This window comes from Streptomyces sp. SCL15-4 (genome assembly GCF_033366695.1).
GTDB lineage: Bacteria > Actinomycetota > Actinomycetes > Streptomycetales > Streptomycetaceae > Streptomyces.
In genome coordinates this window covers 5,061,385-5,086,526 of the sequence record NZ_JAOBTQ010000001.1, presented here as the reverse complement: position 1 = coordinate 5,086,526, position 25,142 = coordinate 5,061,385, and the positions used below count along the sequence as shown (strand labels likewise).

The following is a 25,142-nucleotide window of genomic DNA, read 5'->3' as shown; positions in this document are numbered from 1 at the left end:
AAGGTTCCGGTGCTCGTCAGCGGACCGTCGGCTGGTCCTCGTCCGACTTGCGTGACGGGGGTGTGCGGGAGAGGAACAGGCCGAAGACCGGGGGCTGCGCCTGGAGGAGTTCCAGGCGGCCGCCGTCGGCCTCCGCGAGGTCCCGCGCCACGGCCAGGCCGATGCCCGTGGAGTTCCGCCCGCTGATCGTCCGCTCGAAGATCCGCGCGCCGAGGTCGGCCGGCACTCCCGGCCCCTCGTCGGTCACCTCGATCACGGCCTGGTTGCCGGTGACCCGGGTGCGCAGCGCCACGGTGCCGCCGCCGTGCATCAGCGAGTTCTCGATCAGCGCGGCCAGCACCTGCGCGACCGCGCCCGGCGTGCCCACCGCCGTCAGGTGCTGCTTGCCGGAGCTGACGACGGCCCGGCCGGCGCTGCGGTAGGCGGGCCGCCACTCGGCGAGCTGCTGCTGGATCACCTCGTCCAGGTCGAAGGCGACCGCGGAGCCGGTGCGCGGGTCGCGCGAGTTGGTCAGCAGCCGCTCCACCACGTCGGTCAGCCGCTCCACCTGCGTCAGCGCGATGGTGGCCTCCTCCTTCACCGTGTCCGGGTCGTCGGTGAGGGTGATCTCCTCCAGCCGCATGGACAGGGCGGTGAGCGGCGTGCGGAGCTGGTGCGAGGCGTCGGCCGCCAGGCGCCGCTCGGCGGTCAGCATGCGCGCGATCCGTTCCGCGGAGGAGTCCAGCACATCGGCGACCCGGTCCAGCTCGGGCACGCCGTACCGCTTGTGCCGCGGGCGCGGGTCGCCGGAGCCGAGGCGCTCGGCGGTCTCGGCGAGGTCGGTCAGCGGAGAGGCGAGCCGGCCCGCCTGCCGCAGGGCGAGCAGCACGGCCGCGATCACCGCGAGCAGCGCGACCAGTCCGATGATCAGCAGGGTCCGGCCGACCTCGCGGGTCACCGCGGAGCGGGGCTCCTGGACGGTGACCGTCTCGCCCTCCTCGCCGTGCTGCGTCGACTGGATGGTGTCGCCCTCGGGCTTGCTGCCGATCTCTATGGGCGTCTTGCCGGGCATGGAGATGACCGCGTACTGGTCCTTGCTGACCGGATTGCGCAGCACGTCCGCGTTGACGTTCTCCGCGGCGAGGATCCGGCTGTCCACGATGCTGGCCAGCCGCACCGCCTCCGACTCCACCCGCTCCTGGGCGCTGTTGCTGATGGTGCGGGTCTCGACGATGACGAGCGAGACACCGAAGACGGCGATCACCACCAGCACGACGGCGAGGGTGGACTGGATGAGACGTCGACGCATGGTCCGTTACCTGAGGTGATCGCCGGCCCGGCTCAGCTCTTCTCGAAGCGGAAGCCCACACCGCGCACGGTGGCGATGTAGCGGGGGTTCGCCGCGTCGTCGCCGAGCTTCTTGCGGAGCCAGGAGATGTGCATGTCGAGGGTCTTGGTGGAGGACCACCAGGTGGTGTCCCAGACCTCGCGCATCAGCTGGTCCCGGGTGACCACGCGGCCGGCGTCGCGCACCAGCACCCGCAGCAGGTCGAACTCCTTGGCGGTCAGCTGGAGCTCCTCGTCGCCCATCCACGCGCGGTGCGACTCGACGTCGATGCGCACCCCGTGGGTGGCCGGCGGCTGCTGCGGCTCGGCGGACCCGCGCCGCAGCAGCGCCCGGACCCGGGCGAGCAGTTCGGCGAGCCGGAAGGGCTTGGTGACGTAGTCGTCGGCGCCCGCGTCGAGGCCGACGACGGTGTCCACCTCGTCGGCCCGCGCGGTCAGGATGAGGATCGGCACGGTGTGGCCGTCGGCCCGCAGCCGGCGGGCGACCTCCAGGCCGTCCATGCCGGGCAGGCCCAGGTCCAGCACGACCAGGTCGACGCCGCCCTGCATTCCGGCGTCGAGCGCGGCGGGTCCGTCCTCGCGCACCTCGACCTCGTAACCTTCCCGGCGCAGGGCGCGGGCCAGCGGCTCCGAGATGGACGCGTCGTCCTCGGCGAGCAGTACACGGGTCATGAGGTGATGGTAGTCCGCCCGTGTACGGTGCCGGGCCGTGATCGCTTCCCCGGCTTCTTACCTTCGCACCCCGCTGGTACGAACCATTGACCTGGGGATGGGATCGTAGGAGAGACCTTCGAAACCGCTCGCACGGTTCCCGCGACACCTGTGATCCGCGTCTCAAGTCCTTCCATATCCGGCGGTGTCCTGCCGTATGGTGACCTGAACGCCTGTAGTACGCACCGGGGACCTTTGGCGAGCAGTCGACGCTGAAGGTCTCTTTTGTGTACGGGCTGATCCGACCAGCCTTGATCCGATCAGCCTTGAAAGGAATGACCTCTGGCCGGGCTCCGGGCGCAGCGACGCGTCGTGGGGCGTGGATCCCGGTGGTCGCCGTCCGCCGCCTCCGTGATCCGGAGGCGGACTCCCCCTGGGCGTGGGGGTGGACGACCGACCCGCCGGTGCCGGCCGCCCCCACCGGGCGCGCAACGCTCCAGCCGCGCGTCCCGACCAGCAAGGAACGACCATGGCGTCCAGCCTGACGAAGGACTCGGTCCGACCGGGCACCCCCGGTTCCGAGAAGACCTTCTTCGGCCACCCCCGCGGACTGGCCACTCTCTTCATGACCGAGATGTGGGAGCGTTTCTCCTACTACGGCATGAGGGCCCTGCTCCCGCTGTACCTGGTGGCCCCGGGTGGCCTGCACCTCAGCGGTGGCACGGCGAGCGCGATCTACGCGGTGTACCTGTCGCTCGTGTACCTGCTCGCCCTGCCCGGCGGCTGGTTCGCCGACCGCCTGCTCGGCCCCCGCAAGACGGTCGCCGTCGCGGGCGCGGTCATCATGCTGGGTCACCTGGCCCTGGCGGTCCCCTTCGCCGCGAGCTTCTACGTCGGCCTGGTGCTCGTCGCCATCGGTTCGGGTCTGCTGAAGGCCAACATCTCCACGATGGTCGGCCACCTCTACAACGGCCCGGAGGACCCGCGCCGGGACGGTGGCTTCACGCTCTTCTACATCGGCATCAACCTCGGTGCGTTCGTCGCCCCGCTGGTCATCGGCACCATCGGTGAGAACGTCAACTGGCACCTGGGCTTCGCGCTGGCCGCGCTCGGCATGGCGCTGGGTCTGGCCCAGTACCTGATGGGCGGCCGCCACCTGAACCCGAAGAGCAGCGAGGTCCCGACCCCGCTGAGCGCCGAGCAGAAGGCCGCGACCCTGCGCAAGGGCCTGATCTGGCTGGCCGTCGCCGCGGTGTTCTACGGCGTCGTCGGCGGCACCGGTCACTTCACCCTGAACTGGGCGCTGATCCCGCTCACCCTCATCGGCCTGATCGTGCCGATCCTGGTCATCGCCCGGATCCTGCGGGACAAGGACCTGGACACGGGCGAGCGCTCGAAGGTGAAGGCGTACATCTGGTTCTTCGTGGCCGCCGCCGTCTTCTGGATGATCTACGACCAGGGCGGCTCGACCCTGTCGCTGTTCGCCCAGGACAGCGCCGAGAACTCGGTCCTCGGCTGGGACTTCCCGGTCTCCTGGTACCAGTCGGTCAACCCGGTCCTGATCATGGCGCTGGCCCCGGTCTTCGCCTGGCTGTGGCTGTGGCTGAACCGGCGCGGCAAGGAGCCGAGCACGATCGTGAAGTTCTCTTCCGGTCTGGTGCTGGTCGGTGCCTCCTTCTTCGTCTTCCTCGCCCCGCTGTCGGTCGCCGAGGGCGGCCACAAGGCCGCGGCGCTGTGGCTGGTCGCGATCTACTTCGTGCAGACCGTCGGCGAACTGACGCTGTCGCCGGTGGGTCTGTCGGTGACGACGAAGATGGCGCCGCAGAAGTACGCCTCGCAGATGATGGGCGTGTGGTTCCTCGCGGTCACCGCGGGCGACTCCGTCACCGCTCTGCTGTCGAACCCGGCCATCGGGGGCGTCAACCTCGACAAGAAGGGCTTCGTCGCCCTGGAGGCCGTGCTCGCCGTGGTCGCGGGTGTGGCGGTGTGGATGTACCGCAACAAGGTCAAGAAGCTGATGGGCAACGTGAACTAGTCGCGCGGCCCGGCCTGTGGAGGGCCGTCGCATCCGGGAGGATGCGGCGGCCCTCCCGGCTTGTCCGCGGCCGGCCTCACCGGGCGGCTCGGCCTCTCCCGTGGCACGGCGGGCGTGTGGACACCGCGCCGGTCTCGGCGAGGCCGCCGTCGCCGCCGCCCGTCGCGGCCGGGCCCGGGACACCACCCGGCGCCGAGGTGCCGCCTGCCGCGCCGTCCGGCCGCCCGGTGGTGTCCAAGGTGAGCGGACGGCCGTCCTCACCGGCGTGCGCGTGGTGGTCGTACCGGGCGCCTCGGCCGTCGGCACGCCCGGGAACAGCCTGGAGGAGCCGCTCGCGCCGGGCGTGTGGGCACCGGTTGAGGTCGGGGGTCCCGATGGGGGCGGCGGGCGTGGTTCCCGTCGTCCGTGCTCGCGTCGGTCTGCACCGGCGAGGCGGCGTTCTGACGCCGATCGGCGTCCGGCAGCGGTGGTCGGCGCCGGTCACGTCGGCGCGGGCCACCGGTGCGGCCGGCAGCGGCGCCGATCCGGCCGGGGCCGCGGCGGGCGCGGGCGCGGCGGACGCGGCGGTTCGTTTCGGGTACGGCACGATCGGCCCACGCCGCTCGTCCTGACGGCACATCGGATGCGGCCGTCGAGGCGCGGCGGGGGCGTGAGGAAGGAGACGCGTCACACGCCGGAGTCGCGGTGATCCGGCGGGTGCCCTTCGCGTACGGTCAGGCGGGCGCGCCCAGTTCCGCCCACACCGTCTTGCCCGGTGTTCCGGTGACCCGGGCGACGCCCCAGTCCAGGCACAGCCGCTGCACGATGAACATGCCGTGGCCGCCGGGCCGGCCGGCGCGGTGCGGGGTGCGCGGGGCCGGCTGGCCGGTGCCCCGGTCGGAGACCTCTATCCGGATCACCTTGTTGTCACAGGTGAGCCGCAGTTCGTCCGGGCCCTCGGCGTGCAGGCAGGCGTTGGTGACCAGTTCGGAGACGACGAGCAGCACGTCGTCGGCGGCGGCCCGCCGGTCGGCGGTGGCGGCGGGCAGCCACCCCCACGCGTACAGCGCCTGGCGGGTGAAGTCACGGGCGAGCGGGACCACCCCGCTCTCGCCTTCCAGGCGGAGCGTACGCACCTGCCGTTCACGGGCCCGCGGAGGGCCGTCGGCCGCTCCGGGCGTCACGGACGGCGCGGCTGCCCCCTCGGACGCGCCGACGGCCGGCGCGGCCCCATCGGACGCCCCGGAAGCGCCGCTGGGCTCCGGGCCGCGGTCGCCCGGCGAGTAGGGCCGGGTGGTGCTCATCAGCGCTTCACCTCACCGATTCACCAGTTCACGATTACAAAAGTCCGGTCGGCGGTCCGACCGGCGCTGCGGCCCGCGGTCCGGTCGTCAGTCCGGACGGCAGGCACCGGCCCCGTCGGCCGTCGCACTGTCCGAGGTTCGGCCGCCCGTCCGCCGGACGCGCGTCCCGTGCGCGTGCCGGCCCGGCCGTCCCCCGCTTTCTTCTGCCCTCTCCTGCCCGACCGATCCCGGGGAACACCCCTGTGTTCGGGGTGACCCGCGCAACGCTCGCGGGGGCCGGGCGCGGGAGCGGTCCGGCGGGGAGGGCGGGGCCGGTCAATCGGCACCGTCGGCCAAGGCGGCCTCCACGGAGTCGTGGACGGTGAAGACCGTCTCGGCGCCGGTGATCTCGAACACCCGGGCCACCACCGGCAGCATGCCGGCCAGATGGACCCCGCCGCCGGCGGCGTCCGCCTTCAGCCGGGCTCCGAGCAGGACGTTCAGCCCCGTGGAGTCGCAGAACTCCAGGCGGGAACAGTCCACCACGAGCCGCGAGAAACCCTTGTCGAGCAGGTCGTCGAGGGGCTCGCGCAGAAGATCGGCGGTGTGGTGGTCGAGCTCACCCGACGGTGTCACAACGGCGCTGGAGCCCTCTTGCCGCACCTCCACCAGAAGCCGGCCCGACTGTGCGCTGCCGACCGTCCCGTGGTCCATGCCGTCTCTCTCTCCCGAGGTCGTGGCTGCTGATGCCCTCGAACATTACGCCTTCCCTGCGCACTCCGACACCCGAACATCCGCACAGAAACGGACATAGCGCAACAGAACGCACTTGCGACCCGCTCGGTACAGCGGGTAGGGCTATTAAAGGACACACACCCCTACACGCCGGCTTCGGAGGCGCCGCACACCGCAGTGCACGTACTGGCTTCGGCAGCCATATGCCGAGAACGATGGAGGACACCCATGTCACCCCGGCTCGACGCATCGCCTACCCCGATCGCGACGTCGACACCCCCACCGGTTCAGCTGGACCATCCCATCGACCCCCTCGACCCCATCGAGGGACTCCCGGAGATCCCCCCTTACGACGAGATCGGCCCGGTCGACGCGCGGGCCCTGTCCAAGACCCTCTTCGCGCGTCTGGAGTCGCTGGAGGAAGGGACGTACGAACACGCGTACGTCCGCAACACCCTCGTCGAGCTCAACCTCGCACTCGTCAAGTTCGCCGCCTCCCGTTTCCGCTCCCGCAGCGAGCCGATGGAGGACATCATCCAGGTCGGCACCATCGGCCTGATCAAGGCGATCGACCGCTTCGAACTCTCTCGCGGTGTCGAGTTCCCCACTTTCGCGATGCCGACCATCATCGGCGAGATCAAGCGGTTCTTCCGTGACACCTCGTGGTCCGTGCGGGTCCCGCGCCGGCTCCAGGAGCTGCGTCTGGACCTCGCCAAGGCGGGCGACGAGCTGGCGCAGCAGCTGGACCGCGCGCCCACGGTCGCGGAACTCGCCGAACGCCTCGGCATCTCCGGTGAGGAGGTCGTCGAGGGCATGGCCGCCTCGAACGCCTACACCGCCTCCTCGCTGGACGCCCAGCCCGAGGAGGACGAGTCCGAGGGCGCGCTCGCGGACCGGATCGGCTACGAGGACCACGGGCTGGAGGGCATCGAGTACATCGAGTCGCTCAAGCCCCTGATCGCCGGCCTGTCGTCCCGGGACCGGAAGATCCTCTCCCTGCGCTTCGTGGCGAACATGACCCAGTCGGAGATCGGCGAGGAACTGGGCATCTCCCAGATGCACGTCTCCCGGCTGCTGTCGCGCACGCTGGTGCGGCTGCGCAAGGGGCTGACCCTGGAGGAGTGACCCTGCGCGGGACACTCCGCGCGCCGCGGTGAGCGGTCCGGCCGGTCGGGCCGGACCCTCCGCGCGCCGGTCAGACCACGCGTACGCCCGCGCGCCACACCCCGGCGACCAGTGGCACGCCCGGGCGGTAGGCGAGGTGGACGTGGCTCGGGGCGTCGAGCAGCAGCAGGTCCGCGCGGGCGCCCGGGCCGAGCCGGCCGATGTCGGTGCGGCGCAGCGCGGCGGCGCCGCCCGCCGTGGCCGACCACACCGCCTCGTCCGGGGTCATCCCCATGTCGCGGACGGCCAGGGCGATGCAGAAGGGCACGGACGAGGTGAAGGACGAGCCCGGGTTGCAGTCGGTGGACAGGGCGACCGTCACGCCCGCGTCCAGCAGGCGGCGGGCGTCCGGCCACTCGGCGCGGGTGGAGAACTCGGCGCCGGGCAGCAGGGTGGCGACCGTGCGGCCCTGGGCCAGGGCGTCGACGTCCGCGTCCGTCAGGTGGGTGCAGTGGTCGGCGCTGGCCGCGTCCAGTTCGACGGCCAGTTGCACACCGGGGCCGTGGGAGAGCTGGTTGGCGTGGACGCGCGGACGCAGGCCCTTCGCCTTGCCCGCGGTGAGGACGGCACGGGCCTGGTCGCCGTCGAAGGCGCCCTTCTCGCAGAACACGTCGATCCAGCGGGCGTGCGGCGCGCAGGCGTCCAGCATCTCGCCGGTGACCAGGGCGACATAGGCCGCCGGGTCGTCGGCGTGCTCGGGACCGACGATGTGCGCGCCGAGGTACGTCACCTCCTCGGTGTGCCGCGCGGCGAGGCGCAGCGCGCGGGCCTCGTCCTCGACGGTGAGGCCGTAGCCCGACTTGGTCTCCAGCGTGGTCGTGCCCTGGCGCAGGGCCTCGGCGAGGTAGCGGGTGAGGTTCGCCTCCAGTTCCGCGTCGCTCGCGGCGCGGGTGGCCGCGACCGTGGTGCGGATGCCGCCCGCGCTGTAGGGGCGGCCGGACATGCGGGCGTTGAACTCCTCGGTCCGGTCGCCGGCGAAGACCAGGTGGGAGTGGGAGTCCACGAAGCCCGGCAGCACCGCCCGGCCGCCCGCGTCGACCCGGTTGTCGGTGGCGGGTGCTTTGCTTGACTCACCGGTCCACACGACCCGGTCGCCGTCGACGACGACGGCCGCGTCCCGGACCAGACCGAGCGGGGAGTTGTCACCGAGGGAGGGATCGTTGGTGACCAGCGTGGCGATGTTGGTGATGACGGTGCTGCTCATGGTGTCCTCGTTGATGATCGTCAGGCGCGGAGGGCCTCGACGGCCCGCGCGAGGGCTTGCGGCACATCGGGGACGAGCGTGTGCGCGCCGTCGCGCACGACCTGCCGGCCGCCCACGACGGTGTGCCGTACGTCCGCAGCCGTCGCCGCGAATACGGCCGTCTCGGCGCCCAGCCGGGGCAGTGGTCCCGCCGTTCTGACCGAGTCCAGGGCGATCGTCGTCAGGTCGGCGAGCGCGCCGGGTTCGAGGGTGCCGGCCTCGTCCCAGCCGAGGGCGGCGTGGCCGTCGGCGGTGGCGGCCCGCAGCAGGGCGGCGGCCGTCCAGTGGCCCCGAGTGCGGGTGCGCAGCCGCTCGTTCAGCTCCATCGCGCGCGCCTCTTCGAGCAGGTCGATCACGGCGTGGCTGTCGGAGCCGAGGGAGAGCGGGGAGCCGGCCCGCTGGAGGGCGGCGGCCGGGCCGATGCCGTCGGCGAGGTCCCGCTCGGTGGTGGGGCACATGCAGGTGCCGGTGCCCGAGCCGCCGAGCAGGGCGATGTCCTCGTCGGTGAGGTGGGTGTTGTGCACTCCGGTGGTGCGCGGCCCGAGGACACCGTGGTCGGCGAGCAGCCGGGCCGGGGTACGGCCGTGCGCGGCGAGGCAGGCGTCGTTCTCGGCGGTCTGCTCCGACAGGTGCACGTGCAGCGGCGCCCGCCGCTGCCCGGCCCACTCCGCCACCGTCGCCAGCTGCCCGGCGGGCACGGCCCGTACGGAGTGGATCGCCGCCCCGATCCGCGCGTGATCCCGTTCCTCGAGAACTCCACAGCGTTCGGCCCACCGCTCCGCGTGGCCGTCGGAGAACCGCGCCTGGTGGGCGTTCGGCGGCTCCCCGAAACCGGCGGAGAGGTAGCAGGTGTCGAGGAGGGTGATCCGGATGCCGGCCTCGGCTGCGGCCGCGATCAGCGCCTCGCCCATGGCGTTGGGGTCGGCGTAGCGGGTGCCGCCGGGGGCGTGGTGCACATAGTGGAACTCGCCGACGCAGGTGATGCCGGCGAGGGCCATCTCGGCGTACACCGCGCGGGCCAGCGCGTGGTAGGTGTCCGGGGTGAGGCGGTCGGCGACGGAGTACATCACCTCGCGCCAGGTCCAGAAGGTGCCGCTGCCGACCTGGACGGTGCCGCGCAGGGCCCGGTGGAAGGCGTGACTGTGGGCGTTGGCGAGGCCCGGCAGGGTCAGCCCGCGCAGCACCTCGGCGCCGGGCGGCGGGGCGGCCACGTCCGTGCGCACGGCGCCGATCCGCCCGCCGGCCACGTCCACGGCCACGCCCGGCTCGACGCGGTCGCCGAGCCAGGCGTGCTCCAGCCAGTAGGTTCCCTCGGTCACCGGCAGGCCAGCCCTTCCAGTACGTCGGCGAGTGCGCGCACCCCGGCCACGCAGTCGTCCTCGGCCGCGAACTCGGCCGGGGAGTGCGAGACACCGGTGGGGTTGCGCACGAACAGCATGGCGGTCGGCACGCTCCCGGACAGGATTCCGGCGTCGTGTCCCGCCCCGGTGCCGAGGACGGGCACGGTCAGGCCGGTGTCCTTGCCGAGGATCCGGGCCAGTTCGTCGCGCAGCGCGTGGTCGAACTCGACCACCGGGGTGAAGGACTCCCGTACGACGTCGAGATCGATGCCGTGCGCGGTGGCGTACGCGCGCGCGGCCTTCTCCACGCCCTCGACGACCGTGTCCAGGGTCTCCTGGTCGGCGGCGCGGGAGTCGAGCCAGCCGCGCACCAGCGAGGGGATCGCGTTGACGCCGTTCGGCTCCACCACGATCTTCCCGAAGGTGGCGACGGCACCGGCGAGTTCGGCCTCCCGGCGGGCGGCGAGCACGGTCTCGGCGTACGACAGCATGGGGTCGCGCCGGTCGGCCAGCCGGGTGGTGCCGGCGTGGTTGGCCTCGCCCCGGAAGTCGAACCGCCACCGTCCGTGCGGCCAGATGGCGCTGGCGACGCCCACCCGGACGCCGGACAGGTCCAGCGCCCGCCCCTGTTCGACGTGCAGCTCCACGAAGGCGCCGATGCGGGCCAGCCGTTCGGGGTCGGGTCCGATGGCCTCCGGGTCGTATCCGGCCGCCTCCATGGCCCGGGGCAGGCCGATCCCGTCGCCGTCGGTGAGCCGGTGTGCCTGCTCGGCGGTCAGCCGGCCGGCGGTGAGCCGCGACCCGACGCAGGCGAGCCCGAACCGGGCCCCCTCCTCGTCACCGAAGTTGACGAGGCCGACGGGCCTGCCGAACTTGACGCCCCGGCCTCGCAGTTCGTCCAGCGCGGCGAAGGAGGACACCACTCCGAGGGGCCCGTCGAAGGCCCCGCCGTCGGGTACGGAGTCCAGGTGCGACCCGGTGACGACGGCGTCCCCGGCGGCCGGGTCGCCCAGCCAGGCCCACTGGTTCCCGTTCCGGTCGACCTCGTACGTCAGCCCGCGCGCCTCGGCCTGCTCCCTGAACCAGGCCCGGCACTCGGCGTCGGCCCCGGTCCAGGCGTAACGCCGGTAGCCGCCGGACGCGGCGTGCCGGCCGACGGGGAGCAGCTCGCGCCACATCTCGTGGAAGGAGGCGCCTTCCAGGGGCCGGACCCGTGCCTCGCCGACCGTCACGCCTCGTCACCCTCACGCATCGGCACCCGGACCCCTCGCTCCCCCGCGACGGACTCCGCGATGTCGTACCCGGCGTCCACGTGCCGGATGACGCCCATCCCCGGGTCGTTGGTGAGCACGCGCCGGATCTTCTCGCCGCCCAGCTTCGTGCCGTCGGCCACCGTCACCTGGCCGGCGTGGATGGACCGCCCCATCCCGACGCCGCCGCCGTGGTGGAGGGACACCCAGGACGCGCCCGAGGCCACGTTGACCATGGCGTTCAGCAGGGGCCAGTCGGCGATCGCGTCGGACCCGTCGCGCATGGCCTCGGTCTCCCGGTACGGCGAGGCGACCGACCCGCAGTCCAGGTGGTCCCGGCCGATGGCCAGCGGCGCGGCCAGCTCCCCGCTCGCGACCATGTCGTTGAACCGCTCGCCGGCCTTGTCCCGCTCGCCGTAGCCGAGCCAGCAGATCCGCGCGGGCAGGCCCTGGAAGCGGACCCGCTCACCGGCCATCCTGATCCAGCGGGCCAGGGACTCGTTCTCCGGGAACAGGTCCAGGATCGCCTTGTCGGTCTTGGCGATGTCGGCCGGGTCGCCGGACAGCGCGGCCCAGCGGAAGGGGCCCTTGCCCTCGCAGAACAGCGGGCGGATGTAGGCGGGGACGAAGCCGGGGAAGGCGAACGCCCGGTCGTAGCCGGCGAGCCTGGCCTCGCCCCGGATGGAGTTGCCGTAGTCGAAGACCTCGGCGCCGGCGTCCAGGAAGCCGACCATGGCCTCCACGTGCCGGGCCATGGACTCGCGGGCGCGGGTGGTGAAGCCGGCCGGGTCCTTCGCGGCCTCGTCGGCCATGTCCTCGAAGGCCATGCCGACCGGGAGGTAGGACAGCGGGTCGTGGGCGGAGGTCTGGTCGGTGACGATGTCGATCGGGGCGTTCGCGGCGAGCAGCTGCGGGAGCAGTTCGGCCGCGTTGCCGAGGACGCCGATGGACAGCGGGCGGCGGGCGTCGCGGGCCTCCACGGCCAGCTTCAGCGCGTGGTCGAGGGAGTCGGCCCGGACGTCGAGGTAGCGGTGCTCGATGCGGCGCTCGATGGCGCGCGGGTCGCAGTCGACGCAGATCGCGACGCCGTCGTTCATGGTGACGGCGAGCGGCTGGGCGCCGCCCATGCCGCCGAGGCCGGCGGTCAGGGTGATGGTCCCGGCCAGCGTGCCGCCGAACTTCTTCGCGGCGACGGCGGCGAAGGTCTCGTAGGTGCCCTGGAGGATGCCCTGGGTGCCGATGTAGATCCAGGAGCCGGCGGTCATCTGGCCGTACATGGTCAGGCCGAGGGCCTCCAGGCGGCGGAACTCCTCCCAGTTGGCCCAGTCGCCGACGAGGTTGGAGTTGGCGATGAGGACGCGCGGGGCCCACTCGTGGGTCTGCATCACGCCGACCGGGCGGCCGGACTGGACCAGCATGGTCTCGTCCTGCTTGAGGGTCCTCAGGGTGCGGACCATGGCGTCGAAGGAGCGCCAGTCACGGGCGGCCTTGCCGGTGCCGCCGTAGACGACGAGCTTGTCGGGGTGCTCGGCGACCTCGGGGTCGAGGTTGTTCTGCAGCATGCGCAGGGCGGCCTCCTGCTGCCATCCCAGGGCGCTGAGTTCCGTGCCGCGCGGTGCTCGTACGGGGCGGGGTCCCGACATCTCTGCTCCTCCTATGCCTACGACTATTCACATCCTGTAGTCCTGAATAGAGCTAGTCAATACATGGAGTGGTCCGGGCGGGGACACGGCGGGGGACACCGGAAGCCGACGAGGGGGCGCGCGTGGGTGGTGGAGGCGTGCGCGCGGGCGGTGATGCGAAGGGTGCGGGCGCCGGGTGTGCGGCTGTTCCGGATCGGCGTGCACGACGCCGAGGGGCGGCCCGAGAACCGGACCGCCGCCGAGGTGCCGGCCGGCTCCGGAGGGGCGCACGCGCCCGCGCTCACGACCCCCTATGCTCCCGGGAGCCGTTGACGCGCCCCGGCCGCAGGCCGAACAAATGGATCAACGACCGTGACCCACACGTCAGTTGGGCAACACTAGTACGCCGGACGCATGTTCCACCGGAAAATGCCAAAGCACTCACCTCCCGCGCACACGATGCGTAGTGTCGGCGTCACTCAGCCGGAGTCCCAGGCGGGAGGAAGCCACGGTGCCCGGAATCGACGAGTGCTTACTGGAAGCGATGCGACTGCCCGGTGCCCGGGGAGCCGCGCTGGTGGACTGGACGAGCGGACTGGCCCTCGGCACGGTCGGGGAGGCGCCCGGCGGCGACCACGAGACGGCCGCCGCCGAGGCCGCCGAACTGGCCCGGATGGCCGCCGAGCACGGCACCTTCGCGGCGGCCGGCGAGGAGCCGCCGCCCGTGGAGGACCTCATCGTCAGCAACGGTGACAGCTACCACCTGCTGCGGTTCGTGGACACCTCCTTCGACAGCAGCGTGTTCCTGCACCTGTGGCTCGGCCGCGCGGAGGGCAATCTCGCGCTCGCCCGGATCCGGCTCGGCGAGATGGCCGCCCGGCTGGTGCTGGGATGACCATGGTCCGGATACCTCCGCCAGCCCTTCCGGTACGGGACAGGCGGGCCGCGCGCGCCCTGTCCCCGATGCTGACCCGGCTCGCCGAGGAGCGGGCCACCGGCGTCCTGGTCCGCGAACACGGCGTGCTGCGTCTCGCCGAGGGCCGGGTGGTGCACGCCGAGAGCCCCCTCGCCCCGGGCCTCGACGTGCTCCTCACGGCCCACGGCACCCTCGCGGCCACCGCCTGGCAGCGGGCCGCCGCCCGGACCCCCGACCCGGCGCACGCCGCCGCGCTGCTGCTGCGCTCCGGCGTGCTGCCCACCGGGGCGCTGGAGCTGTGCCACCTGGACGCGCTGTACGACGCCGGGTACTTCGCGCTGGCGCCGAGCGGCACCCCGGGCCGTTTCCGGTACGAGGCCGGCCCCCCGCCCGGCCCGCTGCCCTCGGTGCCGGTGGTCGCGCTGGAGCGGGAGACGCTGCGCCGCCGGCTGCTGCTGCACCGGCTGTGGCCCGACCCGGCCGCCGACAGCGCCCCGCTGCTGCGCACCGGCCCCGGCCGCGCCCCCGGCGCGCCGGTCACCCCCCGGCAGCGGGCCGTCCTGGCCCGCGTGGACGGCGTCCGCACGGCCGCCGACATCGCCCGGGACCTGGGCCGGCAGGCCTTCCACACGCTGGTCGACGTCCGCCGGCTCACAGCGGCCGGCTGGATCGCGCCGGTCCCCACCGGCCCCGCCCCGCCGCCCGCACCACCGCCCCGCCCGGTCCCCACCGACCCCGACATCGCGCTGCTGAAGAGGCTCAGGGATGCGCTGGAGGCGCTTTGAACGGCACCGCACCGCCGAGAGGAGACAGCTGATGGTGACCGAGGAGGACCTGCGCACCGTGCTGGCCGAACTGCACCGGCTGCGCACCCGGGTCCCGCAGCTCACCGGCGCCCTCACGGCCGGCGTCGACGGTCTCGTCGTCGCCCACGACACCCCCGGCGTCGACCCCGAGGGCCTGGCCGCGCTCACCGCCGCCGCGCTCGGGGTCGCCGTACGGGTCACCGACGCCACCGGGAACGGGGCCCTGCGCGAGCTGCTGGTGCGCGGCGAGCGCGGCTACGTCGCCACCTACGCGGCCGGCCGCACCGCCGTGCTGACGCTGCTCGCCCAGGACCGGGTCAACGTGGGCCGGCTGCACCTGGAGGGCCGCCGGGCCGGCGCCCGCATCGGGGAGCTGCTGGACGCCGCCGAGGCCGTCCGTCCGCTGCCCGGCACCGTCCCCGCACGCACCCGGGGTCCCGGCGCGCCCGCGACCGCCGAGACCCGCACCGCAACCGACAGCTGAGAGGACCACCATGTCCGACACCGCGACCGCGCTGAAGCAGGCCCTCACCACCATCGCGGGCGCCACCGGCGCCGCGCTCGTCGACTACACCAGCGGGATGGCGCTGGGCACGATGGGCGACAGCGCGAGCTTCGACCTGAACGTGGCCGCCGCCGGCAACACCGACGTCGTCCGCGCCAAGATGCGCACGATGGAACTCCTCGGCCTCAAGGGCGAGATCGAGGACATCCTGATCACCCTCACGGACCAGTACCACCTGATCCGCCTGCTCAAGGGCCGCGGCGGCAACGGCCTGTTCCTGTACCTGGTCCTGGACTCCTCCCGGGCCAACCTCGCGATGGCCCGGCACCAGCTGCGCAGGATCGAGGAGGAGCTGGAGGTCTGACGGCCGCTCAGACCAGCGCCGGAGTACGGCGGCGGGCCCCGCCCGGGGCCGCGTCGCCGGCCGCGACACCGGTGGCCCGCAGGCTCTTCACGGCCTTGCCCGCCGGGCTCCCGCCGCCCCGGCCGAGCCAGTCGACGCGCACCCACAGCAGGACCTGGGCGGACCGCTCCAGCCGCCCGATCCAGGCCGCCTTCAGCCACAGCCCGGCGCCGAGGCCGGCCAGCAGCAGCCCGCCGGCCGCGGGCACCGCGAACGCGGAGCCGAGCGCGAGCACCCAGCCCAGCAGCAGCCACCACCGGTGCCCCCGGCGCCAGACCCGCACGGTCACCGCCCGGTCCTGGAGCACGTCGTACTTGCCCGCGCGGGCCGCCCCGCGGGCGAGAGCCGCGTACCGGCCCCGGCGGACCAGCACCACACCGGCCGCGCCGAGCAGGAACAGCGCCGCCCCGCCCAGCACCCCGATCCGCCGCCCGGTCAGCCCCTCGGGCACGGCCCCGAGCCCGGCGGCGACCGCTCCCAGCCACCACAGCGGCGCGGCGCCCGCCCGTACGACGACGGCCACCCGCGCCAGTCCCTGTCCTCCGCGTCCTCCGCGCGCCACGTCGGCCTCCCGTGTCACGTGTCCACAGCGCTTGTGTCTCGCCGGGAGGTTAACGGCGGAACGTGAGACGAATCTGAGAACGACGGCGCCCGGTCACCCGGTTCACCCGGATCACTCCACGAACAGACCCCGGGCCGCCGCCTTGGCGTCGAACTCCTCCAGCCGGGCCTGGGCGTCCGGCAGGTCGTCGCACAGCGCCTCCAGCAGCACCCGGCCGAGCAGCATCGGCGCGCAGGCGGTGTCGAAGGCGAGCCCGGTGCCGACGGCGGCGGGCAGCAGCAGGTCGGAGTGCTTGGCGACGGGCGCGAACGCCGAGTCCGCGACCGTGACCACGGTCAGGCCCGCGCCCTTGACGTAGGCGAGGGTGTCCACGACCTCGCGCGGATGCCGGGGCAGCGCGAAGCACAGCAGGGCGGTGGCGCCGGCCCGGACGGCGGCGTCGATCCGGTCGTGGATCATCGTGCCGCCCTCGTTCAGCAGCCGGACGTCCGGGTGGACCTTGGCGGCGAAGTAGGCGAAGCCGTAGGCCTGGGAGGCGGCGGCGCGCAGGCCCAGCACCGGCAGCGGGCGGGAGGCGGCGAGGATCCGGCCGGCCCGCCGCACCGGGCGCGGGTCGGCGAGCAGCTCGGCCAGGTGCCGGAGGTTCTCGATCTCGGCCTCGACGGCCTGCTGGTACTCGTTGTAGGCGCCGGCGCCCGCGGCCGGTTCGGCCGGGACGACCTCGCGCAGGTGCCGGCGCAGGGCGGGGTAGCCGTCGAAGCCGAGGGCGACCGCGAACCGGGTCACCGAGGGCTGGCTGACGCCGGCCAGTTCGGCCAGCTCCACACTGGACAGGAAGGGCACGTCGGCGGCCCGGCGCACCATGCTGTGCGCGATGCGGCGCTGGGTCGGCGTGAGCCGGTGGCCCTCGAAGAGCGCCTGCAACCGGTTCGCAGGGCTGTCGCTCGCGCTCATGACGTACTCCCCCTCCAGATCTCCTCGACGCCCCGGGAGAGTACAGCGCCGGGGCATTGACAAACACCGGCCGCCTATTCAGACAGTGTGTCACTGCATACCGTTATACAGCCCGGTGTGGGGAGAACGCATGGCACAGTTCGTGGAACCGCGCTCCATCGACGTCGTCCCGGACGAGGAACGGCACGGCAGGGCCTTCGGCCAGTTCACGCTGTGGCTGGGGGCCAACCTCCAGATCACGGCCGTGGTCACCGGCGCACTCGCGGTCGTCTTCGGCGGTGACGTGGTCTGGTCGGTGCTCGGCCTGCTGCTCGGCAACCTGCTCGGCGGCGCGGTGATGGCCCTGCACTCCGCGCAGGGCCCGCGCCTGGGCCTGCCCCAGATGATCCAGTCCCGGGCCCAGTTCGGGGTGCGCGGGGCGGTCGTCCCGCTGCTGCTGGTGGTCGTGATGTACGTCGGCTTCTTCGCGTCCGGCAGCGTGCTGGCCGGCCAGGCGGTGGGCGAGCTGACGCACACGGACGACACCACCGGGATCGTCGTCTTCGCGGCCGTCACGGGCGTCATCGCGACCGCCGGGTACCGGGTCGTGCACGCGCTCGGCCGGGTGGCGAGCACGGTGTGCGCGCTCGCCTTCGTCTATCTCGCCGTACGCCTCCTGGACCGCGCCGACACCTCCGCGCTGCTGCACGACGCGCACTTCTCGCTGCCGGTGTTCCTGCTGGCGGTGTCCCTGTCGGCGTCCTGGCAGCTGGCGTTCGGGCCGTACGTGGCGGACTACTCCCGCTATCTGCCGCGCACGACGTCCGCGAAGGCGACGTTCTGGTGGACGCTGTCCGGCTCGGCGCTGGGTTCCCAGTGGTCCATGACCTTCGGGGTGCTGGTCGCGGCCACCGCCGGGGAGCGGTTCCTGGACAGCCAGGTCGGCTATGTCGTCGGCCTCGGCGGCACCGGCCTGGCCGCGTCCTTCCTGTACTTCGTCATCGCGCTCGGCAAGCTCACCGTCAACGTCCTCAACACCTACGGCGGTTTCATGTCGCTGGTGACCGGCGTGAGCGGCTTCCGCGGGCAGCGGCGGCTGTCCCGGGCGGGCCGGGTGGCGTACATCGCGCTGGTGATGGCGGCGGGCACCGCGGTGGCCCTGCTGGGCAAGGACGGCTTCCTGGCCTCCTTCAAGGACTTCCTGCTGTTCCTGCTGACCTTCTTCACGCCGTGGTCGGCGATCAACCTGGTCGACTACTACCTGATCTCCAAGGAGCGCTACGACCTCGCGGCCCTCGCCGACCCGCACGGCCGCTACGGCGCCTGGCGCTGGGACGCCCTCGGGGTGTACGCGGCCGGTCTGCTGGCCCAGCTGCCGTTCCTCGCCACCGGCTTCTACACCGGCCCGCTGGTGGACCCGCTGGGCGGCGCGGACATCTCCTGGATCGTCGGCCTGGCCGTGCCGGCGCTGCTGTACCGGCTCGTGGCCCGCCGGGTCGCGCCGGCCGTCCCGCCGGCCGTCCCGGTGCCGGAACCGGGGGCTGGCACCAGTGCGGTGGAGCCCACTGCTCCCTAGGCTGGCCGCCATGGACACACGCGATCCTCGCGACGCCGGCCCCGGAGAGGACCCCGTCCCCCGGACGGAGCCCGGCCTCGGAAAGGACTCCGACCTGCGCGGGGAGCTGGAGGCGACCGTGCGGGCCCGCGCGGAACTGGGCGAGGACTACGACGTGGCGCTCGTGGGCTCGTTCCTGGAGAAGGTCGAGCGGCGGATCGACGACGCGGTGGACCGCCGGGTGCGCCGGCAGCTGGCCGAGCGGCGGCTCGCCGACGCCCGCCCGGCCCGGCGGCCGGCAGGAGGCGGCTCCTGGGCCGAGCGGTACGGCTTCGCGCTGATCACGCTGGTGCTGGCGATCCCGCTGTCCGCGATCGCGGGCGGCATGGCCGGGCTGTCCGGGATGGTGGTGGCCTGGCTCGGCATCGTCGGCGTCAACGCGGCGCAGGCCGTACGTCTCAACCGGGAGTCCCCGGCCGGCCGCGACCACCCGGCGCCCGAGGACTGACCGGGCGCCGGGGAGGTTCACGCCTGCCGGGTCGGCAGCACCATGATCTGGCGGAGGTTGACGTGCCGCGGGCGGCTGGTCACGTAGGCGACGACGTCCGCCACCTCCGCCGCCGAGAGCGCGCCGATCTCCTCGAACATCCCCTCCAGCTGCCCGGACAGCTCCGGGTCGTGGACGAACGTCTTCAGCTCGGTGTCGGTCAGCCCCGGCTCGATGTTGGTGACCCGGACGTCCCGCGGCCCGAACTCGGCGCGCAGCGACTGCGACAGGTGCGTGACGGCCGCCTTGGTCGCCCCGTACACCGCGTAGCCGGGGAAGGTCAGGTGGGCGGCGACGGAGGAGACGTTCACCAGGTCGGCGGTGCGTCCCGCCGCCGCGGCGGCGACCAGGTCGGCGGTGAAGGCGCGGACGACCCGCAGCACTCCGGTGACGTTGGTGTCCAGCATCCGCCGCCACTCGTCGATCCGGCCCTCTTCCACGGCGCCCGGCAGCATGACTCCGGCGTTGTTGACGACGAGGTCGACGGCCCCGAACGTCTCGTGGATCCGGTCCCCGGCGGCCGTCACGGACGCGTCGTCGGTGACGTCGGCGGCCACGGCCAGCGCCTGCCCGCCGTCCGCCCGGATCTTGTCCACCAGCGCGTCGAGCCGGTCGGCGCGGCGGGCGAGCAGCGCCACCCGGGCGCCCTCGGCGGCCAGCCCGCGGGCGACGGACTCGCCGATGCCGCTGGCGGCTCCGGTGACGACGGCGGTACGGCCGGACAGGCTCTCGTACGACATGGGTGCTCCCTGGAAGGCTGCCGTCCGGGGCGTCTCCCCGGCGGTCGGCACCACTCTCGCCGGGTCCGGGGACCGTACCCAGGGATGCGCTTTTCCTGGGTATGCCAGTACCAGGATGGGACCGGCACCGGTCCCCTACCATCGGCGCATGGACGGGGACTGGACCGAAGCAGAGGTGGGCGACTTCCTGCGCTCGCGCCGCGCCCGCATCAGGCCCGAGGAGGTGGGGCTGCCCGCGCACGGGCGGCGCCGCGTGCCGGGCCTGCGCCGCGAGGAGGTGGCCCAGCTCGCGGGCGTGAGCGTCGACTACTACATCCGGCTGGAACAGGGCCGGGGCGCGAGCGTCAGCGACGCCGTCCTGGACGCGGTCGCGCGGGTGCTGCGGCTGGACGACACCGAGCACGCGTATCTGCGCGCGGTGGCGCGGCCCGGCCGGCGGCGCGCGAGGCCCACCGCGGCGTCCCGGGTCCGCCCCGGCGTCCAGGCGCTCCTCGACGGCATGGAGCGCAGCCCGGCGTTCGTGCTGGACCACCGCATGAACGTGCTGGCCTGGAACGCGCTCGCCGACGCGCTGAGCGGCTTCGGCCGGATGGCACCGGCCGAACGGAACATGCCCCGGCAGCTCTTCCTGGACCCGGGCGCCCGGGAGCTGTATCCCGAGTGGGCGGCGGTGGCCGCGCAGGCGGTGGCCCATCTGCGCCTCGGCGCCGGCCGGTACGCCGACGACGCCGGGCTGTGCGCGCTGGTCGGCGAACTCTCCGTGAAGAGCGAGGACTTCCGCCGGCTGTGGGCCGACCACGAGGTCCGGGAGTGCTCCTACGGCGTGAAGCGGATCCGGCACCCGGTCGCGGGCCTGCTGACCCTGCCGTACGAAACCCTGGCGGTGCCGTCCCAGCCGGAGCAGACACTGGTGATCTACACCGCGGAACCTCACTCGGAGACGGCGGAACGGCTGGCGCTGCTGGGCAGTTGGAAGGCGACCACCACCGCGACCGTCACATGAGGAACCACGGCGGCGAGCGACCGGGTCCGCGAGAGCGGCGCCGGTCCAGGCGCGGAAAAAGCTTTCGCGGGGACCGCCGCACCCCCGTTGCCGGGGGGCGGGACGACGGCGGTCCCCGCGCGGGACGCGGGCCGGTCAGGGCCGGATGTGCGCGTCCTTGGCGTCCATGGAGGTCCGGGAGCCGCTCCGGAGGTCCTTGGCGCCGTTCGGCGCCGGCCCGGGCGGGGAGCCGATCCCGCCCTGCCGACGCCCTTTAATCTGCCGTACGCGTGTTAAGCGGGTGCTGCGCGCACGTGACACGCTCGTACCACTTGCGCGAACCCCGTCCACCGCGCACGGACTCGGCTACTTGTTACCGCCCTTGGCGAGGAAGGCGAGCAGGTCCTGCCGGCTGACCACACCGGTCGGCTTGCCCTCGACCAGGACGATCGCCGCGTCCGCCTCGCCCAGCACCTGCATCAGGTCGCCGACCGGCTCGCCGGAGCCGACCTGGGGCAGCGGGGAGGACATGTGCTTCTCCAGCGGGTCGTCCAGCGAGGCCCGCTTGCTGAACAGGGCGTCCAGCAGCTCGCGTTCCACCACGGAGCCGACGACCTCGGCGGCCATCACGTCCGGGTGGCCGGCGCCCGGCTTGACGACGGGCATCTGCGAGACGCCGTACTCGCGCAGCACCTCGATGGCCTGGCCGACGGTCTCCTCGGGGTGCATGTGCACCAGGGACGGGATGGAGCCGGCGACCTTGTCGCTCAGGACGTCGGCGACGCGGGCGCTGGGGCCCTCGTCCTCCAGGAAGCCGTAGTCGGCCATCCACTCGTCGTTGAAGATCTTGCTGAGGTAGCCGCGCCCGCTGTCCGGGAGCAGGACCACCACGACGTCGTCCGGGCCGAGCCGCTCGGCGACCTCCAGTGCGGCCACGACGGCCATGCCGCAGGAGCCGCCCACCAGCAGGCCCTCCTCCTTGGCCAGCCGGCGGGTCATCTGGAAGGAGTCCTTGTCGGACACGGCGACGATCTCGTCCGCGACCTCGCGGTCGTAGGCGGTCGGCCAGAAGTCCTCGCCGACGCCCTCGACCAGGTACGGCCGTCCCGAGCCGCCGGAGTACACCGAGCCCTCCGGGTCGGCGCCGATGACCTTGACCTTCCCGTCGCTGGCCTCCTTCAGGTAGCGGCCGGTGCCCGAGATGGTGCCGCCGGTGCCGACGCCCGCCACGAAGTGGGTGATCCGGCCCTCGGTCTGCTCCCACAGCTCGGGGCCGGTGGAGTGGTAGTGCGAGAGCGGGTTGTGCGGGTTGGAGTACTGGTCGGGCTTCCAGGCGCCGGGGGTCTCACGGACGAGCCGGTCGGAGACGTTGTAGTAGGAGTCCGGGTGCTCCGGTGCCACGGCGGTCGGGCAGACGACGACCTCGGCGCCGTACGCGCGCAGCACGTTGATCTTGTCGGTGCTCACCTTGTCCGGGCAGACGAAGATGCACTTGTAGCCCTTCTGCTGGGCCACGATGGCGAGACCGACGCCGGTGTTCCCGCTGGTCGGCTCGACGATCGTGCCGCCCGGCCGCAGCTCTCCGCTCTTCTCGGCGGCCTCGATCATGCGCAGGGCGATGCGGTCCTTCACGGAGCCGCCGGGGTTGAAGTACTCCACCTTGGCCAGGACGGTCGCCCGGATGCCCTTGGTCACGTTGTTGAGCCGCACCAGCGGGGTGTTGCCGACGAGGCTGATCATCGAGTCGTGGTATTGCACCGTTGTCTCCGGTCGCTGCATAAAAAGATGCGTTCGTAGTGGTGCCGCCAGCCTAAGGCCAGCCGTGCGGCGAGCGCCGTCGTTCACTCCCCGGTGAGATTGACGCACGGTCCGTACGGGGCAAGGAGTGGGTGTACGGCTACGAGAGGTGGCGGCGACGCATGACGAGCATGTCGAGGGCACGGGTGGCCCGGCGTATCGCGGCCGGGGCCGCGTACGGCGGTGGCGGGGCCGGTCTGGTCGGCGCGGCCGTCGTCGGTCTGGTGCTGGCGGAGGTACGGCTGGCGCGGCGCCAGCTGGGCAACGGGCTCAGCGACCGGGTGCCGGCGGCCGACGGCGTGTACGGGCGCGCGTTCGACATCCCGGGCGAGCCGCCGCTGCGCCTGGCGATGCTCGGCGACTCCACGGCGGCGGGGCAGGGCGTGTTCCGGGCGGGCCAGACGCCGGGGGCGTTACTGGCGTCCGGGCTGGCGGCGGTGGCCGAGCGCCCGGTGGAGCTGCGGAACGTGGCGGTGACCGGTGCGCGGTCGGACGACCTGGACCGTCAGGTGAGTCTGGTGCTGTCCGCGCCCGGACCCGCCCCGGACGTGTGCGTGATCATGATCGGCGCGAACGACGTGACCCACCGGATGCCGCCGACCCAGTCGGTACGGCAGCTGTCGGCGGCGGTACGGCGGCTGCGCACGGCCGGTGCGGAGGTGGTGGTCGGCACCTGTCCCGACCTCGGCACGATCGAGCCGGTGCAGCAGCCGCTGCGGTGGCTGGCCCGGCGGGCGTCCCGGCAGCTGGCGGCGGCCCAGACGATCGGAGTGGTGGCGCAGGGCGGGCGCACGGTGTCGCTGGGCGATCTGCTCGGGCCGGAGTTCGAGGCGAATCCGCAGGAGTTGTTCGGGCCGGACAACTACCACCCGTCGGTGGAGGGGTACGCGACGGCGGCGATGGCGATCCTGCCGACGGTGTGCGCGGCGCTGGGACTGTGGCCGGCGGACGAGGAGCGGCCGGACGTGTCGCGCCGCGAGGGTTTCCTGCCCGTCGCGCGGGCCGCGGCCGAGGCGGCGGCGGAGGCGGGCACCGAGGTCACGGCGGCGATGCCGACGGGACCGCGCGGGCCGTGGGCGCTGCTCAAGCGCAGACGCCGCCGCCGCGTCCCGGAAGCCGAACCGGCGACTCCGGCGGTGTGACCGTCCTGGCCCGGCTGCCCGAAGCCGAGAGGCTGGTGCGAGTGAAGGGAAAGGCGGCCAAGCAAGCGCTTAGAAAACTGCGGTCAGTGTCACACCGCGACACCGGTGACCTGGACGATACGGCCGGGTAACTTCCGAACCGGCCCTGCCAACCCCCTTCCTCTGGAGCCGTGATGCCCGAAGCCGTCATCGTCTCGACCGCCCGCTCCCCCATCGGCCGCGCGAACAAGGGCTCCCTGAAGGACCTGCGCCCCGACGACCTCACCGCCACGATCATCCAGGCCGCGCTCGCCAAGATCCCCGAGCTGGACCCCAGGGACATCGACGACCTGATGCTCGGCTGCGGTCTCCCCGGCGGCGAGCAGGGCCACAACCTCGGCCGCGTCGTCGCCGTGCAGATGGGCATGGACCACCTGCCGGGCTGCACGATCACCCGCTACTGCTCCTCCTCCCTGCAGACCTCCCGCATGGCGCTGCACGCCATCAAGGCCGGCGAGGGCGACGTCTTCATCTCGGCCGGTGTCGAGATGGTCTCCCGCTACGCCAAGGGCAGCTCCGACGGCATGCCGGGCACGCACAACCCGCTGTTCGCCGAGGCCGAGGCCCGTACCGAGGCCGTCGCCCGGCAGGAGGGCACGACCTGGCACGACCCGCGCGAGGACGGCCTGCTGCCCGACCCGTACATCGCGATGGGCCAGACCGCCGAGAACCTCGCCCGCTCCAAGGGCGTCACCCGCGAGGAGATGGACGAGTTCGGCGTCCGCTCCCAGAACCTCGCCGAGCAGGCCATCAAGAACGGCTTCTGGGAGCGCGAGATCACCCCGGTGACCCTCCCCGACGGCACGGTGGTCAGCAAGGACGACGGCCCGCGCGCCGGCGTCACCCTGGAGGGCGTGGCCGGCCTGAAGCCGGTCTTCCGCCCGGACGGGCTCGTCACGGCCGGCAACTGCTGCCCGCTCAACGACGGTGCCGCCGCGCTGGTCATCATGTCCGACACCAAGGCCCGCGAGCTGGGCCTGACCCCGCTCGCCCGGATCGTGTCCACCGGCGTCTCCGGCCTCTCGCCCGAGATCATGGGCCTCGGCCCGGTCGAGGCCAGCAAGCAGGCCCTCGCGCGCGCGGGCCTGACCATCGACGACATCGACCTGGTCGAGATCAACGAGGCCTTCGCCGCCCAGGTGATCCCGTCCTACCGTGACCTGGGCATCGACCTCGACAAGCTGAACGTCAACGGCGGTGCCATCGCCGTCGGCCACCCCTTCGGCATGACCGGCGCCCGGATCACCGGCACGCTGATCAACTCGCTCCAGTGGCACGACAAGCAGTTCGGCCTGGAGACGATGTGCGTCGGCGGCGGCCAGGGCATGGCGATGGTCATCGAGCGCCTGAGCTGACCCACCGTCCGTGACGCGTCCCGCACGGTACGTCGCAGAAGGGCCCAGAACCGGGGAAACACCACGGTTTTGGGTCTTTCCGTGATCCAATCTCCCCCATGATGTGACCTATCTCGCCCGCCGGACACATCGCCGCAGGTCAGCAGGGATCTGCTCGACGTGCGGCGAAACCGCGAGCCGCACGTCCTGCCCGATTCGTGACGTTACGCACTGACAGCTGGTTAGTCCGCCC

At 73.0% G+C, this 25,142-nt stretch carries 23 protein-coding genes; 11 read left to right on the top strand and 12 right to left on the bottom strand.

Features of this window, described 5'->3' with window-relative positions; all coding sequences use genetic code 11:
- Nucleotides 1–16: 16 nt before the first annotated feature.
- Nucleotides 17–1,288: an ATP-binding protein gene (locus SCK26_RS22810; protein WP_318203179.1), complete on the bottom strand. Its 1,272-nt coding sequence runs from the start codon at nt 1,286–1,288 to the stop codon at nt 17–19.
- A 32-nt stretch (nt 1,289–1,320) separates the two neighbouring features.
- Nucleotides 1,321–1,998 carry a response regulator transcription factor gene (locus SCK26_RS22805; protein WP_030615631.1) on the bottom strand — a complete coding sequence of 226 codons (678 nt, stop codon included), beginning with the start codon at nt 1,996–1,998 and terminating at the stop codon, nt 1,321–1,323.
- Nucleotides 1,999–2,506: 508 nt separating this feature from the next.
- Here SCK26_RS22805 and SCK26_RS22800 point away from each other — a divergent pair.
- Nucleotides 2,507–4,012 (top strand): peptide MFS transporter, encoded by a 1,506-nt coding sequence (locus tag SCK26_RS22800; protein WP_318203178.1) that lies wholly within the window; start codon nt 2,507–2,509, stop codon nt 4,010–4,012.
- 713 nt (nt 4,013–4,725) lie between these two features.
- Here SCK26_RS22800 and SCK26_RS22795 read toward each other — a convergent pair.
- Nucleotides 4,726–5,295, bottom strand: a complete 570-nt coding sequence (locus SCK26_RS22795; protein WP_318203177.1) for an ATP-binding protein — start codon at nt 5,293–5,295, stop codon at nt 4,726–4,728.
- A gap of 315 nt (nt 5,296–5,610) precedes the next feature.
- Complete coding sequence (locus SCK26_RS22790) at nt 5,611–5,988, bottom strand: STAS domain-containing protein (RefSeq protein ID WP_318203176.1); 378 nt, start codon at nt 5,986–5,988, stop codon at nt 5,611–5,613.
- Between the two features lie 249 nt (nt 5,989–6,237).
- On the opposite strand from SCK26_RS22790, the gene SCK26_RS22785 reads away from it, so the two are divergent.
- The gene (locus tag SCK26_RS22785; protein ID WP_318203175.1) at nt 6,238–7,134 is read left to right on the top strand and encodes an RNA polymerase sigma factor SigF; all 897 of its coding nucleotides are present in this window, start codon (nt 6,238–6,240) and stop codon (nt 7,132–7,134) included.
- 70 nt (nt 7,135–7,204) lie between these two features.
- Here SCK26_RS22785 and hutI read toward each other — a convergent pair whose 3' ends face one another.
- Genes hutI through hutU form a run of 4 tightly spaced genes read right to left on the bottom strand, consistent with a single transcriptional unit; the run spans nt 7,205 to nt 12,649 of the window.
- Nucleotides 7,205–8,377: an imidazolonepropionase gene (gene hutI / locus SCK26_RS22780; protein ID WP_318203174.1), complete on the bottom strand. Its 1,173-nt coding sequence runs from the start codon at nt 8,375–8,377 to the stop codon at nt 7,205–7,207.
- A 20-nt stretch (nt 8,378–8,397) separates the two neighbouring features.
- Complete coding sequence (locus tag SCK26_RS22775; RefSeq protein ID WP_318203173.1) at nt 8,398–9,735, bottom strand: formimidoylglutamate deiminase; 1,338 nt, start codon at nt 9,733–9,735, stop codon at nt 8,398–8,400.
- Complete coding sequence (locus SCK26_RS22770) at nt 9,732–10,934, bottom strand: allantoate amidohydrolase (RefSeq protein WP_318206069.1); 1,203 nt, start codon at nt 10,932–10,934, stop codon at nt 9,732–9,734. The genes SCK26_RS22775 and SCK26_RS22770 overlap by 4 nt, the downstream gene beginning before the upstream one ends.
- Before the next feature lie 50 nt (nt 10,935–10,984).
- Nucleotides 10,985–12,649, bottom strand: a complete 1,665-nt coding sequence (gene hutU / locus SCK26_RS22765; RefSeq protein ID WP_318203172.1) for a urocanate hydratase — start codon at nt 12,647–12,649, stop codon at nt 10,985–10,987.
- Between the two features lie 490 nt (nt 12,650–13,139).
- Here hutU and SCK26_RS22760 point away from each other — a divergent pair, with 490 nt between their 5' ends.
- Genes SCK26_RS22760 through SCK26_RS22745 form a run of 4 tightly spaced genes read left to right on the top strand, consistent with a single transcriptional unit; the run spans nt 13,140 to nt 15,219 of the window.
- Nucleotides 13,140–13,523, top strand: a complete 384-nt coding sequence (locus tag SCK26_RS22760) for a hypothetical protein (RefSeq protein WP_318203171.1) — start codon at nt 13,140–13,142, stop codon at nt 13,521–13,523.
- The gene (locus SCK26_RS22755) at nt 13,520–14,329 is read left to right on the top strand and encodes a transcriptional regulator (protein ID WP_318203170.1); all 810 of its coding nucleotides are present in this window, start codon (nt 13,520–13,522) and stop codon (nt 14,327–14,329) included. The genes SCK26_RS22760 and SCK26_RS22755 overlap by 4 nt, the downstream gene beginning before the upstream one ends.
- 31 nt (nt 14,330–14,360) lie before the next feature.
- The gene (locus SCK26_RS22750; protein WP_318203169.1) at nt 14,361–14,834 is read left to right on the top strand and encodes a roadblock/LC7 domain-containing protein; all 474 of its coding nucleotides are present in this window, start codon (nt 14,361–14,363) and stop codon (nt 14,832–14,834) included.
- 10 nt (nt 14,835–14,844) lie between these two features.
- On the top strand, nt 14,845–15,219 hold the full coding sequence (locus SCK26_RS22745; protein ID WP_318203168.1) for a hypothetical protein: 375 nt from the start codon (nt 14,845–14,847) through the stop codon (nt 15,217–15,219).
- 7 nt (nt 15,220–15,226) lie between these two features.
- Here SCK26_RS22745 and SCK26_RS22740 read toward each other — a convergent pair whose 3' ends face one another.
- Together SCK26_RS22740 and SCK26_RS22735 are read right to left on the bottom strand one after the other, a co-directional pair.
- Nucleotides 15,227–15,820: a hypothetical protein gene (locus SCK26_RS22740; RefSeq protein WP_318203167.1), complete on the bottom strand. Its 594-nt coding sequence runs from the start codon at nt 15,818–15,820 to the stop codon at nt 15,227–15,229.
- 111 nt (nt 15,821–15,931) lie between these two features.
- Entirely contained in the window at nt 15,932–16,774 is an 843-nt protein-coding gene (locus SCK26_RS22735) for a MurR/RpiR family transcriptional regulator (RefSeq protein WP_318203166.1), read from the bottom strand.
- A gap of 130 nt (nt 16,775–16,904) precedes the next feature.
- Between SCK26_RS22735 and SCK26_RS22730 the strand changes: the two genes are divergently transcribed.
- Complete coding sequence (locus SCK26_RS22730) at nt 16,905–18,329, top strand: cytosine permease (RefSeq protein WP_318203165.1); 1,425 nt, start codon at nt 16,905–16,907, stop codon at nt 18,327–18,329.
- 10 nt (nt 18,330–18,339) lie between these two features.
- The gene (locus tag SCK26_RS22725) at nt 18,340–18,816 is read left to right on the top strand and encodes a hypothetical protein (protein WP_318203164.1); all 477 of its coding nucleotides are present in this window, start codon (nt 18,340–18,342) and stop codon (nt 18,814–18,816) included.
- A gap of 17 nt (nt 18,817–18,833) precedes the next feature.
- Here SCK26_RS22725 and SCK26_RS22720 read toward each other — a convergent pair whose 3' ends face one another.
- Nucleotides 18,834–19,595 (bottom strand): SDR family oxidoreductase, encoded by a 762-nt coding sequence (locus SCK26_RS22720; protein ID WP_318203163.1) that lies wholly within the window; start codon nt 19,593–19,595, stop codon nt 18,834–18,836.
- Nucleotides 19,596–19,743: 148 nt separating this feature from the next.
- On the opposite strand from SCK26_RS22720, the gene SCK26_RS22715 reads away from it, so the two are divergent.
- On the top strand, nt 19,744–20,598 hold the full coding sequence (locus tag SCK26_RS22715; RefSeq protein WP_318203162.1) for a helix-turn-helix transcriptional regulator: 855 nt from the start codon (nt 19,744–19,746) through the stop codon (nt 20,596–20,598).
- Nucleotides 20,599–20,943: 345 nt separating this feature from the next.
- Here the strand turns inward: SCK26_RS22715 and SCK26_RS22710 are convergent, their stop codons facing one another.
- Entirely contained in the window at nt 20,944–22,335 is a 1,392-nt protein-coding gene (locus SCK26_RS22710) for a cystathionine beta-synthase (protein ID WP_318203161.1), read from the bottom strand.
- A gap of 161 nt (nt 22,336–22,496) precedes the next feature.
- Between SCK26_RS22710 and SCK26_RS22705 the strand changes: the two genes are divergently transcribed.
- Both SCK26_RS22705 and SCK26_RS22700 read left to right on the top strand, forming a co-directional pair.
- The gene (locus SCK26_RS22705) at nt 22,497–23,516 is read left to right on the top strand and encodes an SGNH/GDSL hydrolase family protein (RefSeq protein WP_318203160.1); all 1,020 of its coding nucleotides are present in this window, start codon (nt 22,497–22,499) and stop codon (nt 23,514–23,516) included.
- Between the two features lie 173 nt (nt 23,517–23,689).
- Nucleotides 23,690–24,910, top strand: a complete 1,221-nt coding sequence (locus SCK26_RS22700; RefSeq protein WP_318203159.1) for an acetyl-CoA C-acetyltransferase — start codon at nt 23,690–23,692, stop codon at nt 24,908–24,910.
- Nucleotides 24,911–25,142 lie beyond the last annotated feature (232 nt).

Bases quoted from the DNA above. Each gene is read 5' to 3' on its own strand.
- SCK26_RS22770 (WP_318206069.1), bottom strand. From the start codon at position 10,934: ATGTGGCGCGAGCTGCTCCCCGTCGGCCGGCACGCCGCGTCCGGCGGC.
- SCK26_RS22725 (WP_318203164.1), top strand. From the start codon at position 18,340: ATGGACACACGCGATCCTCGCGACGCCGGCCCCGGAGAGGACCCCGTC.
- SCK26_RS22750 (WP_318203169.1), top strand. From the start codon at position 14,361: ATGGTGACCGAGGAGGACCTGCGCACCGTGCTGGCCGAACTGCACCGG.
- SCK26_RS22720 (WP_318203163.1), bottom strand. From the start codon at position 19,595: ATGTCGTACGAGAGCCTGTCCGGCCGTACCGCCGTCGTCACCGGAGCC.
- SCK26_RS22745 (WP_318203168.1), top strand. From the start codon at position 14,845: ATGTCCGACACCGCGACCGCGCTGAAGCAGGCCCTCACCACCATCGCG.
- hutI (WP_318203174.1), bottom strand. From the start codon at position 8,377: ATGAGCAGCACCGTCATCACCAACATCGCCACGCTGGTCACCAACGAT.
- hutU (WP_318203172.1), bottom strand. From the start codon at position 12,649: ATGTCGGGACCCCGCCCCGTACGAGCACCGCGCGGCACGGAACTCAGC.
- SCK26_RS22735 (WP_318203166.1), bottom strand. From the start codon at position 16,774: ATGAGCGCGAGCGACAGCCCTGCGAACCGGTTGCAGGCGCTCTTCGAG.
- SCK26_RS22700 (WP_318203159.1), top strand. From the start codon at position 23,690: ATGCCCGAAGCCGTCATCGTCTCGACCGCCCGCTCCCCCATCGGCCGC.
- SCK26_RS22805 (WP_030615631.1), bottom strand. From the start codon at position 1,998: ATGACCCGTGTACTGCTCGCCGAGGACGACGCGTCCATCTCGGAGCCG.
- SCK26_RS22800 (WP_318203178.1), top strand. From the start codon at position 2,507: ATGGCGTCCAGCCTGACGAAGGACTCGGTCCGACCGGGCACCCCCGGT.
- SCK26_RS22755 (WP_318203170.1), top strand. From the start codon at position 13,520: ATGACCATGGTCCGGATACCTCCGCCAGCCCTTCCGGTACGGGACAGG.
- SCK26_RS22790 (WP_318203176.1), bottom strand. From the start codon at position 5,988: ATGGACCACGGGACGGTCGGCAGCGCACAGTCGGGCCGGCTTCTGGTG.
- SCK26_RS22795 (WP_318203177.1), bottom strand. From the start codon at position 5,295: ATGAGCACCACCCGGCCCTACTCGCCGGGCGACCGCGGCCCGGAGCCC.
- SCK26_RS22715 (WP_318203162.1), top strand. From the start codon at position 19,744: ATGGACGGGGACTGGACCGAAGCAGAGGTGGGCGACTTCCTGCGCTCG.
- SCK26_RS22730 (WP_318203165.1), top strand. From the start codon at position 16,905: ATGGCACAGTTCGTGGAACCGCGCTCCATCGACGTCGTCCCGGACGAG.
- SCK26_RS22785 (WP_318203175.1), top strand. From the start codon at position 6,238: ATGTCACCCCGGCTCGACGCATCGCCTACCCCGATCGCGACGTCGACA.
- SCK26_RS22810 (WP_318203179.1), bottom strand. From the start codon at position 1,288: ATGCGTCGACGTCTCATCCAGTCCACCCTCGCCGTCGTGCTGGTGGTG.
- SCK26_RS22705 (WP_318203160.1), top strand. From the start codon at position 22,497: ATGACGAGCATGTCGAGGGCACGGGTGGCCCGGCGTATCGCGGCCGGG.